We start from the raw sequence: 14074 nt of genomic DNA, 5'->3' as shown, positions 1-14074 counted from the left end.
GGGGCACCGGGTTTCAAGCCTCTCGGCAGGAACGAGGGGCGGATCAGACCGCCTTTTCGTACATTTCGGCGACATGATCCCAGTTGATCAGATTGTCGACGAACGCCTCGAGATATTTCGGCCGCGCGTTGCGGTAGTCGATGTAGTAGCTGTGCTCCCACACGTCGCAACCCAGAACCGGGGAAGCGCCGTGCATCAGGGGGTTTTCACCATTCGGCGTCTTCATGATTTGGAGCTTGCCATTCTTGACGGCGAGCCAGGCCCAGCCCGAGCCGAACTGGCCGACGCCGGCGGCGACGAAGTCCGAGCGAAACTTGTCGAAGCCGCCGAGATCGGAGTTGATCGCCTTCTCGAGCGAACCGGGCATCTTGGAGCCGCCGCCGCCCTTTTTCATCCACTGCCAGAAATGCAGATGGTTGTAATGCTGGCCGACGTTGTTGATCAGCCCGGCGTTCTTTTCGTCATAGGCTGCCTTGCAGATCTCTTCGAGAGACTTGTTGGCGTGCGCGCTGCCTTCGAGCAGCTCGTTGCCCTTGGTGACATAGGCCTGATGGTGCTTGTCGTGGTGAAACTCAAGCGTCTCGCGCGACATGTAGGGCGCAAGGGCGTCATAGTCGTAAGGCAGGCTTGGCAATTCGAGGGCCATGGCGTCTCTCCTCTTGGTATTTGGATGGGCGGCGGAACGTCTCCGCTGCGTCGCCAGAACATAGGCGCGCGATCGCAACCAAGCAACGGGGGCATGTCAAAAAGGTTCCTTCGAGCGGCCTTCTGGACCGGCAGTTCGCGCATCCGAATCCGGCTTCAGGGGCGCGTTGGGAAGACATGCCACAAGCGCGGCGGCTGTTCGGCAAACCTCAGTGCCGCAGGTGCGCACCTGACGTCAGACGGGAACCATTTTGCTGATCAGGTGTTGGTGCCATGAGACTTTTGTTGAGAAGTCAACACGCAGCAAGCAGAAGGAACAAACACATGAAAACCAGTTCTGTCGTCGCACTTTCCCTCGCAGCGGTGGTCATTGCCGCAGGCGCGTTCTATTTCATTGATGTTGATCAGACCCGCGAGGCACGCCTTCCCGATGTCGACGTCAGCGTCGAAGGCGGCCAGGCCCCGGAATTCGATGTCCAGACCGGCGAAGTCGAAGTCGGGACCACCGAAAAGGAAGTTCTTGTTCCCAAGGTGGTTATGGAAAAGGAAACCGTCACCGTCCCGACAGTTGACGCAGAACCGGCCGGTTGATCGGTCTGATCAAGACCTCACAGTCGCCATTGAGTGCGGCGGTGCCACTTCGGCGCCGCCGTTTGCGTGTCTGCGCCCCTTGCAGCGCTGGCTCAGCGTCCCGCCAGCGCCAGACGCAGCCCCATCAGGGCAAACAGGGAAGCAAATGACCGCTTTACCATGCGCAGAACCCTGGGGCGGGAAATCACATGGTCCCGCGCCTGTGCCGCCAGCAGCCCGTAGAGTGCGAACACCATGAAGGTCATTGCCATGAACACACCGGCAAGAGTGAGTGCCTGTAGGCTGGCATTTGCAGCGCCGCTGTCGATGAATTGCGGCATGAAAGCGAGGAAGAACAGCGTCAGTTTCGGATTGAGCAGATTGAGCAGGATCCCGGCGCTGATGATCTTGCGCCCGGACTGCGTCGGCCATCTTTGACCGTCGCCGCCATCAATCTTCAGCGCCCCGGTATCTCGCCACATCTGCCACGCCATGTAGAACAGATAGATGACTCCGAGATATTTGAGCGTCTGAAATGCCAGCGCGCTGGCATGCAAAAGCGCCGCCAGCCCTGCAATCGACGCCGCCACATGCGGTACGATCCCCAGCGTACATCCCGTTGCCGCAAGCAGCGCGGCACGTGCGCCCTGCGTCAGCCCGGCAGCCCGTGTGTAGATCACTCCGGTACCGGGCAGCAGCACGACAATCAGCGTTGTCAGAAGGAATTCGATGCTCATGAGGGATCTCCGGTGGGACGAACACGTGCAGAGTGGCCGCAGCCGGCGGTGCGTGTCAATTGCTCGCGGATCGACAAGCACTCTGTCGGCGAGGGCATTTCTGCCGTGATTTACCGGCGGAGCAGGACTTCACCGGTTCTGCGTCCAGGTCCGGTGCAGGCGGGAATATTGACCTGACGTGCCGCCGCCAAGAGCCGGTCCTCGGCCGATCGGATCAGATCCAGCATCGCGCCATAGTATCTCAGGTGCCGCTGCCTAACCCGAACCGCGCCCGGAACCGTACCACCTCGCGGGGCTCGGGCGGGCGGCCGGTATAAACCTCGACATAGTTGGGAATCCGGGCCACCCGGGTTTCCAGGCTCTCTTCGACCCGCATCGAGATGTAGCCGATCTGCACAAGATAGATCGTGCGCGCCCGTACATCGGCATCCTGCGGCGGGTGTCCCCAGCGCTCCAGCATTCCGCACAGGGCTTCGAGCCGGACACGGTCGGCCTCGACAATCCGAGCCATGATTGCCGGATCCTTCAGCCCCCAGCCGCGCATCGAAAATTCCAGTTTGGCATCGAATGTTTCAGGCTTGAGAAAACAGCCGATGACGTTGAGCATGGCTTCGGCTTCGGCTTCGGTCTCGGCATAGTCGCGCGCGGCCTTGGTCAGCGGCGAGGTGGTGCGCGCCTCCCACATGTCGGCAAGCGCTGTCAGCAAAGACGCACGGGAGTCGAAGAACCAGTAGAAGCTCGTCCGTGACAGCTTCAGGCTTTCGGCCAGCGGCTTGATCTTGACCGCATCGATCCCCTCGCTGATCAGTGCGCCATAGGCGGCCTCCAGCCATCCTTCGCGCGATCCGCGCCAGCCTGTTTCCGTCTCTGTCCCGTGTGCCTTTTCCATGCTGCAGCCTAAGCAGATGCATCCCGGGACCGCAAGAATGTTCACCACTGAGTTTATAATTGACACCTATGTACATTTCGCGTCAGAAATTGCGTCAGCCAACGGGAGCCGCCTCATGTCAAACGATCCGCTGCTGCAGCCCTACACGCTCAGGCACCTGACACTGCGCAACCGCATCATGATCACCAGCCACGAGCCGGCCTATCCCGAAGACGGCATGCCCAAGGGCCGCTACCGCGCCTATCACGTCGAGCGCGCGAAGGCTGGTGTCGCGTTGACGATGACGGCTGGTTCGGCCTCTGTCGCGCGCGACAGCCCGCCGGTGTTCAACAACATCCTGGCCTGGAAGGACGAGGTCGTCGGCTGGATGAGGCAGCTTGTCGACGAGTGCCACGACCACGGCGCGGCGGTGATGATACAGCTCACCCATCTCGGCCGCCGCACGCGCTGGGACAAGGCCGACTGGCTACCGGTGGTCGCCCCCAGCCACGAGCGCGAGGCCGCGCACCGGGCCTTTCCGAAGCGGCTGGAAGACTGGGACATGACCCGGATCATCGGTGATTTCGCCGATGCCGCCGAGCGTATGAAGGCAGCCGGCGTCGACGGTATCGAGCTTGAAGCCTACGGCCATCTTCTCGAGCAGTTCTGGTCGCCGCTGACCAATGACCTTGAGGCGCCTTATGGCGGCAGCCTCGACAACCGGCTGCAATTCACATTCGACGTGCTGCGCGCGATCCGCGCCCGTTGCGGCGACGAGTTCATCGTCGGCCTGCGCTACACCGGCGATCAGGTGCTTGAGGGTGGGATGACCAAAGCTGAGGGCTTGGAAGTCTCGACCAAGCTCAAGGCCAGTGGCCTGGTCGATTTCCTCAACGTCGTCAGAGGCCATATCGACACCGATCCGGGCCTCACCGACCTGATCCCGATCCAGGGCATGAAGAACGCCCCGCATCTCGATTTCGCCGGTGAAATTCGCGCAGCCACCGGCTTTCCCACGTTTCACGCCGCCAAGATACCCGATGTCGCGACTGCGCGCCATGCCATCGCCTCCGGCAAGCTCGACATGGTCGGCATGACCCGCGCCCACATCGCCGACCCGCATCTGGTGCGCAAGATCATCGACCGCCGCGAAGACGATATCCGCCCCTGCGTCGGTGCCAATTACTGCCTCGACCGGATCTATCAGGGCGGTATGGCGTTTTGCCTGCACAATGCCGCCACCGGGCGCGAAGAGACCATGCCGCAGACGATCGGGGCGGCTCCTGTCCGCAAACGCGTCACCATTGTCGGTGCCGGTCCCGCCGGCATGGAGGCTGCCCGAGTTGCCGCCGAGCGCGGCCATGCGGTCATGGTGCTGGAGGCGGCGGACCAGCCGGGCGGACAGATACGTCTCACCGCGCTGGACGAGCGTCGCCGCGAGATGATCTCAATCATCGCCTGGCGGATGCAGCAATGCGAAAAGCACGGCGTCACGTTCCGTTTCAACACTTTTGCGGATGCCGAAAAAGTCCTTGAAACAGAACCCGAAGAGGTCATCATTGCCACCGGCGGCTTGCCACATACAAAGGTGCTTCGCGCCGGCAACGATCTGGTGCACTCCGCCTGGGATATCCTGTCGGGCGACGTGAAACCCGGGTCTGACGTGCTGATCTTCGACGACGCGGGCGATCATGCTGCACTTCAGGCCGCCGACCTGATTTCGGCCCGGGGCGGCCGGGTGGAGATTGTCACTCCGGATCGCAGTTTCGCACCCGAGGTGATGGCGATGAACCTGGTGCCCTACATGCGCAAACTGCAAAAGCGCGACACCACCTTCACCGTCACCTGGCGGGTGCTCTCAGTCGCACGCGAAGGCAATCAGCTCCGCGCCACTTTGGGCAGCGATTACAGCGACATCCGCCGCGAACGGCTGGTCGATCAGGTGATTGTCAACCACGGCACGAGGCCGCTCGATGAGCTCTACTTCGAGCTCAAGCCGCAATCGTCAAATCTTGGCGAGGTTGATTACGAGGCGCTCACCACCGGCGGCATCCAGCAACTCAGGCCGAACCCGAAGGGCACGTTTCGACTGTTCCGCATCGGTGACGCGGTGGCCGCGCGCAACACCCACGCCGCGATCTACGACGCGCTGCGCCTGGTCAAGGATATCTGATCAGCCGCAGGCAGCCGTCCCGGATTCGTGGCTGGGGCGTTAACCGGGCTGTCGCTCCATCCGGTCACTGCGGTATCAGCCTTTCGGTGCCGGAACCGTCGACACCGTCAATGGTCCATGCCCCTTCCAGCGTGCCGTCATCCATTACCTGATAGACCACGAGCCCGACCCCCCCGTTGCGGAACACGTAGCCTGCGGCAAACACATTGTCGTATAGCATGCAGATGCCGTCGGATTCTGTGCCCGTGTTCCAGTAAATATGGCAGGTCGTCTCCGAACTGAGCTCAATGGTCGCGGTGCCGTCATATCTGCTGCCGTCGAGATTGGTTCCTTCAACTGTGTAAGTGCCGGTGGCGACTTGCGCCTTTCCTGCAGTCGAGAGGCTGAGCGCAGCCACAAGACCAACCCAAATCATCTTTTTCATGTGATTGACCTCTGTTGACCACACCGGCAATCCCGGTGGACAGAATAAGGATCCTCCCGGCCTGAAAAAGTGTCAATTGGCGGCAATAGGGCGGGCGAAGTTTATTTCCGCACTGCTTGGACCTTGGAGATAATCCCACATTTCGCGATGGCCGGACGGCGCCGCCAAGCCACCGCGTTGCGCGCCAGCGTCAGATGCCTGAACCGGCCCGCGCCGCATGAGGAGCCCGATGACCGCCGTCATTCTAGGTTGGCTCTGCCTCTTGCATTCCGCCCGACAGATTCAAGGATGAAATTTTTCTACCCAAACGGAGCGCCAGCCTGGCTTCAGACAAGATAAACCCCGCCGGTGTCCACCGGCGGGGTTCAAGAGCTTCACCTTGTTCAAGACGCTTCAGGGTGTTAGTTCCACCATGCTTCGTCAACGCTCTCCAGCTCTTCCAACTGTTCCTCGGAAAGACGCGTGACGTACGAATAGCTTTTGTCGTCAACTGCGACAAGCTTCACGTCTTCCACTGGCAGCATTACATGCTTATCGCCAATGTCGAGAAAACCACCGATCTCGGCGACGATGCCGACCATCTTGCCCTCGCGGTTGAGGATCACGTCTTCAATTTCCCCGATATCGTTCCACTCAGTGTCGGCACTGGTGTAGTAAGGGTCCGTGCCCCAGGAACCTTCATCATAGGACGCGTTCATGGTGTAGATGGTGCCGCCGGTGATGTCGCGAGTCCGGATGAGGTCGGAATAGTCCGTCATCTGGGCCACGACGGGTGCCGAGATCATAAGTGCGCCAGCAGTGGCAAGAAGAAGGCGTTTCATGGGTTCCTCCAAGTTGGATTTCAATTTTGCGATGCGGCGTGACCAGTTCGTTCGACAACCGCATTCGCTATCCCAACTCCACTACATCGGAGATTGTTCCGCATTTTTTTGGGAAACCTGGCCCCGTTGGCTGTAAGTTACTGTATTCAAAACACTTTTGTTTCGTCAGTGTTGTCTGGCAGGAACATGGTCAGTTGGAGCCAGCGCCCGTGCCGGTGGTCCGACGGAAACGGATCACCAAGCACTGAAGCTTGGATATCGTCCAGAGCGGCGACCGGCCAATAAACCTGTATCTCTTTTTGCCCGACTTCATTTACACGATTGCCTTCGGGCGCTTCATCCGCTTCGGGCAGATCTCCGCGAGCAGTCCTTATGCCACCGCATTGCGCTCCAGCGTCAGATGCTTGAACCGGCCCGCGCCAACCCGGGCCAGGTCCTTTGTCACCACTTCATTCCAGCGGCAACCGATAATGGCACCGTCCGGCGTGGCGTCGAACAAGTTGCCGGAGATCAGTGCGGTGCCGGCGCCTTCGACCACCGAAACGGCGATGCCCGCACCGCAATCGCGGATCGTGTTGCCGGAGAAATTGACCGCCCTGAGGAATGGCCCCCAGCCCATCAGCACGCCCCATTTCGGCGCGCCCTCGATGACATTGCCCGAAACCGCGGCGTCCGCCTCGATTGCCATGCCGATTCCGAAACCGGCATATTGAGCTGGGTAAGGGCCCTTGGATGAAAGGTTGCGGAGGATGTTGCCGGTAATGGAAGCCAGCCGCCCGCCCTCGTTGAAATTGGCCACCGAGATCCCCACGGTGCCGCCATCGACCAGGTTCGAGGCGATCACCGCGCCCTGGAAAGAAAACTCGGCATAGATCGCAGTCTCGCCCGAGCGGATCGCTTGGTTGGAGACGATCTGGATGTTGCTGGCCTGGTTGGCGCGGATTGCAGAGAACGCACAGTCGGAGACATGGTTGTTGGTCACCATCACATTGGCCGCGCGGAAGATGTTGATGCCGTTGCCGTTCTGTCCGGTGCCGCCGGCTCGCGCCGCAATCCGCGTCACCCGATTGCCGTCGATCAGCGTCGCGTCTTCGCCCACCGACCAGCGATGCACCAGGATACCGCCATTGGCACAGTCGCGCACCACATTGCGGGTGATCGAAAGTCCGTGGCTTTCAACAGCGTAGATGCCGGCCAGCCGTGCGCCGGAAATCTCGCAATGGTTGATCCGTCCGCCGCAGGCTTCCAGCGTCAGTCCATGCCCGTCCGCACCGGCGATGACCAGATCGTCGACGATGGCCTCGCTGACACCGCGCAGATGCACCAGCGACGAGACGTGATCACCAAGCCGCTGGTTGACACCGTCAAGCACCAACCCGGACAGCTCGATGCGGCGTGCACCTTCCGCCAGCATGAAATGGCCGCGCCCGCCGTAGATCAGCCGCGTCGCGCCGGGCACGCCTGCGATCCGGGCGCCGTCGGGAAGGTCAATGTTGGAGACCACGAAACGCCCGGGCGGAAGACTGAGAACCCGGTCCAGAGCGGCTGCCTCGTCTATGGCGCGCTGAAACAGCCGGCTCTGGTCATCCACCGCGTCCGGCAGCAGCCCGGCGAGATCGGCATCGTGTCCGCCGCGCAGATCGATCTGCGTAAACAGATTGCCGGCGGCGGCGCGAGTGGCGCTCGGCGGTGTGACAAGACCTGCCGCACCAATTCCGGCAAGGCTGCCCAGAAGCGCGCGGCGGCTCAGAACGTGACGGTTCTTGCTCATGCACAAGACAGAGCAGGATCCGTGCCAGACCCTTGTGTCCCGGAATGGGACAGGTCGGAGGTATCAGGGTTGGCACTGCTCGTAGATGCCGGCAATCTGCCGGGCTTCCGAGCACATGATGCCGCCCCACTGGTAGGCGCTCACACCGTTACCGGTGCGGATTTCAAACCAGTCATAGCCATCAAACCGCACCCCGGTATTGGTGACAATCGTGACCGGCGTTCCTTCGGCAAGGCTGCCCGCCACGCCGAAGTTGGTCCCGGGCCCGGTGCGAAGCCGCCCGCCCAGGGACTTGCCCGCAGAATCGACTGGCGTTTCAGTGCTGTCAGCGGTTCCGTAGGCGCGGACTTCCACCCTGCCGGGGAAGATCTGTTTGCAGGAAAATTGCTCCGAGCCCATCCACATCGTTGGGGGATTTTCGTCAGCGTAAAACTGCAGGTCCTGGGTCGCGTCGCGCCACACCCCGTCCGCTTCGGCGCGCAGTTGTTCCGTGCCGCGCGGGCTGACTATCCTCGCCGTTCCGTTTTCGGGTTCCGGGTTGATGCTGATGATGGCGCCCCCGCATTGGAAACCGCGAGCTTCCGATGCAGGCGCCTGACCACCCATCAACATGAAACAGGTGGCGGCAAGCAACGGCCCGGCGGTTCGGGGTAGCAAGAACATGCGTGACTATCCTTTCAGCAAGGCCGGGGTTGATGCCAATGAAACCCGGCGGGGACATCACCGCAAGCCTTTGATTCAGTGCAGGCCTTGTTTTCCCACGAATCCGCAGCAGCCACGCGGCCGACTTGGTTGCTGTTGCGGTGAGATGGCGGCAGCTATGGCCTCCGGTCAGGTGCCGTATCCGGCCTTGAGAAAGCGCAGAACCATTGAGCCAGATCAAAATCTCTTACCTGCGAAGGTGTAAACTGCGCCTCAGAGAATCTCCCGCGGATGCGCAGGAGTTTTGATGAGTTGGGGAAGGGGGAATCGTGTTGAAACTGGCAGCAATGATCTACATCGTGGTCGGCAGCATGTTCGCGGGCAGTTTTGTTGTCGCCACGCTGACCCTGGGCAGGATGGAGGCTGTTTCCATCTCGGTCGCGGCGGTGCTTGGCGCATTGACCGCCTTGCCGGTTGCCTGGCTGATCGCCGCGAAACTGAACAGATCCATCCGCCCGGCCTGACACCGGCTCGCACGGATCCGTCTCGCCTTCATCAGGCCGGGACCGGTGAACGAGTTGCAAGGAGGCCGAAGAGGGGAGGAGCGCGGGGCTGGCCCGGGAGGTGGGCCGCTCCGCTGCTGATTTTTCAAAGTGCATCTGGCAGTTTGCCTTAAGCACAAAAAATCCGGCGATTCGCATCGCCGGATTGAAACTCTGGTGTTTTGCCGTGGCTTGCGCCCGGCTCAGTGGAGCCTCAGACGAACTGAGACAAGCCCGGGATCGAAGCCACGATCTCATCGATCGAATCGCCGGCGCCGTTTTCCCGGGCATAGGCCATGGTTTCCTTGGCAACGCTCGAGATTTCACCCATACCGAGGCCCATGCCCATCAGTTTCTGGCCGAGGCCCATGACGCCGCCCATCGACATCATGCCGCCGCTTGGAGCCTGCGCAATCAGGTCTGCGGCGCCGGGAACGGCAGCCATCATTTCCTGGACCTTGTCCGCCGGGCCTTCCGACTGCAGGAATTCCAGAATGGCGCCGACGGCCTTGGCTGCGACGTCCGGATCGACGCCGACATTGGTCGCGATGCGGGAAACGAGATCGTTCATGGACTATTCTCCGAGATTAAGTGACGTTAACGTAAGCGTAAACGGCGAAAATCGCCTTTGCAAGCCGCGCCGGACTGATTTTCGCAGGTTATCCGCCACAACACGCGGCTGCCCTCCCGATAGCAGCCGGACATGACCGGATGGCGGCAGGTTAGAACATTGTTCCCTTGAGGAATGCCAGCGTGCGCTCCCACGCCAGGTCCGCGGCCTCCTTGCTGTAGCGTGCTGCCGAGGTGTCATTGTTGAAGGCGTGGTTGACTCGTGGGTAGACGTGCAGGCCAAACACCTTTCCGTTGGACAAAAGCGCCGAGCGGTAGGCCTGAAGGCCGGCATTTATGCGTTCATCGAGACCGGCATAATGCAGCAGCATTGCAGCCTTGATCGCCGGGACATCCTTTGTGTCCGGCTGACGTCCGTAATAGACAATGCCCGCGCGCAGTTCCGGATCCGCCACGGCCAGATCATTGACCAGCCCACCGCCCCAGCAAAATCCGATTGCCGCGACCTTTTTGGTGGTTCTTGGGTGTCCGGAAAGCCAGCTTCGTGCGGCCGCGGCATTGGCGACCGTATCGGAGCTGATCAATTCGCTGACCATCTCTCGGGCGGTGTCCTCGTCGGCCGGGGTGCCGCCGAGCGGGGAGAGAAAATCCACCGCCAGGGCAGCATAGCCTTCCAGCGCAAGGCGTCGTGCTATGTCGCGGATGTGATCGTTGAGGCCACGGTTTTCATGCACCACGATAATGCCCGGGACTGGCTTGTCGGCAAAGGCCGGGATCGCCAGATAGCCGGTCATGACGCCGGTGGCACCCCTGAAACGCACCTCAGATGTCGCAACTCTCTTGTCGTCCTCCGCCACGATCGCTGCCTGTGCGCTGTTGGCGGCGAGCAATGGGGCAATGGCAGCCGCTGCTGCACCGGATCCGGCCAGTTTTGAGAGCTTGTCCATGAAGCCGCGCCGGTCCAGTGTCAGATGCGTGTACTCGTCATAAGCCTGGATCATGGCCTGTGTAACAGTAGGTTTGTCTGCCATGGTCGTTCTCCCGAATCCGATTACAGGGTCTTACGCAATATTTGTAATTCAGTATTTGCGAAAGGCCAGAGAAAAGGCAGTTTCATCCGCCTCTGCCGGCATCATGAAGAATATATGTTTTGACAGATCTTGCAGACTGGCATTTGCAAGGGTCCCTGCGCCTTGCCCGAATAGCCTGCGGGCTGGGTGTAAACGGGAGCTGGCTCACAGTCGTCAGGCCGCTCTCGTCTCATCGCCGAAGTTTCAGCGGTTGTTCCCGCGTTGGTGACACGAACCCGCGATGAGCAGGTTTTTACAGGATACGCCTCAAAAACAGCAGACCGGCCAGTAGAGCTTGCACCAGGACTGTTCGAAATGGATAGTTTCGATGACGTTTGCAGATTTCCATTGCCTACATCACCGCCGGACCACTTCGATCTTCTGGTCCTGCCGCAGCAGCAGACCCGACAAAGGAAACCATGACGCCATGAGCACGCAGGTCCCCACCGAAAACCTTGAATCCGATCCCCGCGTCAAGGCGGTGTTTGACGACATTCGCTCGACCCGCAAGACAGACTTCATCAACAATATGTGGCTCTGGCTGGCCTTCGATCCGGCCCTGCTCGAACGCACCTGGACGGAAGTCAAGGAGGTGATCGGCAAGCCGTCCTCGATCGATCCGCTGACCAAGGAGATGATCTACATCGCCGTCTCGGTCGCCAACAATTGTAGCTATTGTGTTCATTCCCACACGGCAGCCGCCCGCGCCAAGGGCATGACCGAAGAGCAGTATGGCGAGTTGCTGGCGATCATCGGACTGGCGGGTAAGACCAATCAGCTGGCCACGGCCTTGCAGGTCCCGGTCGATGATGCTTTTGATGCAAGTGCGACCGTCCGTCGGACGGCAGCAGAGGGATCGTGATTGAGGTTGCGAAGGATTGATCTGCCGGTCGGCAACGCATCACCCAGGCCGGCTCGGTGCGTGGCCCCGTCGCTGGCCCGAGGCAAGCGCTTGTTTGAAGGAGTACCAGCCCCGGGCAATCTCCACCTGATACCGTCTTTCCGCTTTTTCGGCTGCCAAGCCATCTCTGCAACTGGTCAAGGACAGACCCATGCCTCAATGCCCTTGTGGCTCCAATCTCGACCTTAACGTTTGTTGCGGGCGGTATCATGCGGGGGAACCTGCGCCGACGGCGGAGACTCTCATGCGCGCACGTTACGCAGCCTACGCGCTTTCAAGGCTTGACTATATCGCCGCCACCTGTGCCGGTCCCGCCGCTGCCGAATTCAACCTGCTGCAAGCCCAGCGCTCCCAGCTCGGCACGCGCTGGCTCGGACTTGAAATCCTGCGCTCACGAAAGGGCAGGGAAGTCGACGGCGAGGGTACGGTCAGCTTCATCGCCCGTTTCAGCCAGAACGGCGCGGAGGGTAAACTCCGGGAGACCTCGCTGTTCCGTCGCATCGATGACCGCTGGTTCTACTGGGAGCGGTATCGCGAGTCGGCTGCGCTGGGTGGCAGCGGCGCCGGCCGCAACGACATGTGCCCCTGCGGGTCGGGTAGGAAATACAAGAAATGCTGCGGCTGAGAGAGAGGCCAGCGGGGCTGAAGCGGAGCCGTTGATATCCGCGCACGTGCATCAGCCGGTGATGCCCTGCCTCGCCTCAAACGTGCGGGCGGAGTGAATGTCAACGCTCGGTTAACCATGATCGGCAAAAATCCGGCAACGTCACTTTTCAGAGTTGATTGAGCCATGGTTCCGCGTCTTGCCCTTTTGTGTATGCTGTTCTGCCTTGCCATGGCCGGGTGCACTTCGAAGCCGCCCTCTGCTTCCGGGGCCGCGCAAACCGCCTATGTGCCTGCCGGCGATCAGCACGCGCGGCCCGGCCGCGACAAGGTTGTTGTGGCGGACAATCAGGCCTTTGCCCGTTTCGGCAGGGCGCCGGGCGGCAAGGAGTTCGGATCGCTCGCCGGACGGACCCTGGAAGTCTCGTCACTGTCCGAGATCCGGCTGGCAGACAAGGAGGTCATCCTCACTTTTGATGACGGCCCGATGCCGGGCAAGACCGACCGGGTGCTGGAGATCCTTGATCAATTCGGCGTTAAGGCAACCTTCTTTATGGTCGGCCAGATGGCGAACAGCTATCCCGCGGTGGCGGCAAGAGTTGTCAATCACGGCCATTCCGTCGGCGGTCATACCTACAATCATGCCAATCTGGCAAGTACGGACACCAACCGCGCTCTTGCTGATATAGCAACCGGCAATGCGGCAGTGACCAGGGCAACCGGCGCCCCGATCGGCTTCTTCCGTTTCCCCTATCTCGCCGACACGGTCGCTCTGCGGAACTCGGTTGCCGCGCGTGGCATGGTCATTCTTGATGTCGACATCGACACCAAGGATTATTTCAAGTTGAGCCCGCAAACCATTGCGGCGCGCACCATGGCGCAGCTTCGCGACAGGCGCAAAGGCGTCATCCTGATGCACGACATCCATCACCGCACTGCCGCCATGCTGCCTTTGCTCCTGTCGCAGCTCAGGTCCGGCGGCTACAAGGTCGTGGCTCTGCAGTACCGGCGTTCAAGAATGCCAGAAGCGATGGTTTCCGCCGGAACAGTTCGCGGAAACTCCCGTCAGATGTAGTCCTGCAATCCGGCCGGGACGGCGAACCACCCTGGCAGCACCGGGCTGGCTGTTCGGCTGCACTATCGGGAACGCAGGCGGCCCATTGCTCAAGCGGCCGGTCAGCCGTCCTGCGCTTGATCCTGCTGGATAAATCGCGGCCGGTTGCCGAACGGGTCGATTACCTGCATCTCGAGCCCCCAGTCCTGCTTCTGTAGGCCGGGCCGGTTGTAGCGGTAATTGCGGGCCGAGAGTTCGCCATTCAGTTTTTCCACGTCGCGTGCAAACACCACCGCATTGGCGCCCGGTGTCGCATCGCCCGAATGCTCGCTTAGATGCAGCACCATCGCCCCGCGCGAGACCTGCATGTAAAGTGGTGCATCGGGCTCAAAACGATGTTCCCAGTCGACGCTGCAGCCGAGAAACTCGAGATAGAATTCGCGCGCCTTGGTTTCGTCGAAAATCCGGATGATCGGCGTTGCCGCTTGCAGTCCGACACCGCCATCATCCCGGCCTTGGGCACCTTCGGCGATCTTGGCCGCCAATATGTTCCAGGTGTCGAAGCCGAATTGCCGGGCGACAATTTCCAGCGCCTGGCTGTGGTTGATGGAAATACCGGTGTTGGCGAGCCGCTCGCGCATGACCGAAGCCATCGCTTTTGCATCGAGATAGGTTCGCATCGT

At 60.9% G+C, this 14074-nt stretch carries 16 protein-coding genes; 6 read left to right on the top strand and 10 right to left on the bottom strand.

Annotated elements, in window-relative coordinates:
* Nucleotides 1–43: 43 nt before the first annotated feature.
* Nucleotides 44–646, bottom strand: coding sequence for a superoxide dismutase (locus tag CRO46_RS12345; protein WP_097108071.1), 603 nt, complete (start codon nt 644–646; stop codon nt 44–46).
* Between the two features lie 323 nt (nt 647–969).
* Here CRO46_RS12345 and CRO46_RS12340 point away from each other — a divergent pair, with 323 nt between their 5' ends.
* Nucleotides 970–1236 (top strand): hypothetical protein, encoded by a 267-nt coding sequence (locus CRO46_RS12340; RefSeq protein WP_097108070.1) that lies wholly within the window; start codon nt 970–972, stop codon nt 1234–1236.
* Between the two features lie 92 nt (nt 1237–1328).
* Here the strand turns inward: CRO46_RS12340 and CRO46_RS12335 are convergent, their stop codons facing one another.
* Nucleotides 1329–1952 (bottom strand): LysE family translocator, encoded by a 624-nt coding sequence (locus CRO46_RS12335; protein ID WP_097108069.1) that lies wholly within the window; start codon nt 1950–1952, stop codon nt 1329–1331.
* A 241-nt stretch (nt 1953–2193) separates the two neighbouring features.
* The gene (locus CRO46_RS12330) at nt 2194–2841 is read right to left on the bottom strand and encodes a TetR/AcrR family transcriptional regulator (RefSeq protein ID WP_097108068.1); all 648 of its coding nucleotides are present in this window, start codon (nt 2839–2841) and stop codon (nt 2194–2196) included.
* 115 nt (nt 2842–2956) lie between these two features.
* Here CRO46_RS12330 and hpbA point away from each other — a divergent pair, with 115 nt between their 5' ends.
* Nucleotides 2957–4993 (top strand): N-methyl-L-proline N-demethylase HpbA, encoded by a 2037-nt coding sequence (gene hpbA, locus CRO46_RS12325; RefSeq protein WP_097108266.1) that lies wholly within the window; start codon nt 2957–2959, stop codon nt 4991–4993.
* Between the two features lie 64 nt (nt 4994–5057).
* Here hpbA and CRO46_RS12320 read toward each other — a convergent pair whose 3' ends face one another.
* The 4 genes from CRO46_RS12320 to CRO46_RS12305 all read right to left on the bottom strand — a co-directional run bounded on the left by CRO46_RS12320 (nt 5058) and on the right by CRO46_RS12305 (nt 8672).
* Nucleotides 5058–5417, bottom strand: coding sequence for a hypothetical protein (locus tag CRO46_RS12320; RefSeq protein ID WP_097108265.1), 360 nt, complete (start codon nt 5415–5417; stop codon nt 5058–5060).
* Nucleotides 5418–5818: 401 nt separating this feature from the next.
* A complete protein-coding gene (locus tag CRO46_RS12315) occupies nt 5819–6238 on the bottom strand; it encodes a PRC-barrel domain-containing protein (protein WP_097108067.1) in 420 nt (139 codons plus the stop codon).
* 370 nt (nt 6239–6608) lie between these two features.
* A complete protein-coding gene (locus tag CRO46_RS12310; RefSeq protein ID WP_097108066.1) occupies nt 6609–8009 on the bottom strand; it encodes a TIGR03808 family TAT-translocated repetitive protein in 1401 nt (466 codons plus the stop codon).
* Nucleotides 8010–8072: 63 nt separating this feature from the next.
* On the bottom strand, nt 8073–8672 hold the full coding sequence (locus CRO46_RS12305; RefSeq protein ID WP_097108065.1) for an SH3 domain-containing protein: 600 nt from the start codon (nt 8670–8672) through the stop codon (nt 8073–8075).
* Nucleotides 8673–8983: 311 nt separating this feature from the next.
* Between CRO46_RS12305 and CRO46_RS12300 the strand changes: the two genes are divergently transcribed.
* Entirely contained in the window at nt 8984–9175 is a 192-nt protein-coding gene (locus tag CRO46_RS12300) for a hypothetical protein (protein WP_210421522.1), read from the top strand.
* A 232-nt stretch (nt 9176–9407) separates the two neighbouring features.
* On the opposite strand, the gene CRO46_RS12295 is transcribed toward CRO46_RS12300, so the two are convergent.
* On the bottom strand, nt 9408–9764 hold the full coding sequence (locus CRO46_RS12295; RefSeq protein WP_097108063.1) for a DUF2780 domain-containing protein: 357 nt from the start codon (nt 9762–9764) through the stop codon (nt 9408–9410).
* Between the two features lie 151 nt (nt 9765–9915).
* Nucleotides 9916–10794 carry a dienelactone hydrolase family protein gene (locus CRO46_RS12290; RefSeq protein WP_097108062.1) on the bottom strand — a complete coding sequence of 293 codons (879 nt, stop codon included), beginning with the start codon at nt 10792–10794 and terminating at the stop codon, nt 9916–9918.
* Between the two features lie 466 nt (nt 10795–11260).
* On the opposite strand from CRO46_RS12290, the gene CRO46_RS12285 reads away from it, so the two are divergent.
* The 3 genes from CRO46_RS12285 (at nt 11261) to CRO46_RS12275 (ending at nt 13412) form a co-directional block, all read left to right on the top strand.
* Nucleotides 11261–11695 carry a carboxymuconolactone decarboxylase family protein gene (locus tag CRO46_RS12285; RefSeq protein ID WP_097108061.1) on the top strand — a complete coding sequence of 145 codons (435 nt, stop codon included), beginning with the start codon at nt 11261–11263 and terminating at the stop codon, nt 11693–11695.
* A gap of 190 nt (nt 11696–11885) precedes the next feature.
* Nucleotides 11886–12359, top strand: coding sequence for a YchJ family protein (locus CRO46_RS12280; protein WP_097108060.1), 474 nt, complete (start codon nt 11886–11888; stop codon nt 12357–12359).
* Nucleotides 12360–12524: 165 nt separating this feature from the next.
* Nucleotides 12525–13412 carry a polysaccharide deacetylase family protein gene (locus CRO46_RS12275; RefSeq protein ID WP_097108059.1) on the top strand — a complete coding sequence of 296 codons (888 nt, stop codon included), beginning with the start codon at nt 12525–12527 and terminating at the stop codon, nt 13410–13412.
* 101 nt (nt 13413–13513) lie between these two features.
* On the opposite strand, the gene CRO46_RS12270 is transcribed toward CRO46_RS12275, so the two are convergent.
* Nucleotides 13514–14071: a glyoxalase superfamily protein gene (locus tag CRO46_RS12270; protein ID WP_097108058.1), complete on the bottom strand. Its 558-nt coding sequence runs from the start codon at nt 14069–14071 to the stop codon at nt 13514–13516.
* Between the last annotated feature and the right edge of the window lie 3 nt (nt 14072–14074).

This window comes from Parahoeflea halophila, assembly GCF_900220985.1.
Lineage (GTDB): Bacteria > Pseudomonadota > Alphaproteobacteria > Rhizobiales > Rhizobiaceae > Hoeflea > Hoeflea halophila.
The sequence above is the reverse complement of the archived record's forward strand: the minus strand, read 5'-3'. Positions and strand labels throughout refer to the sequence as shown.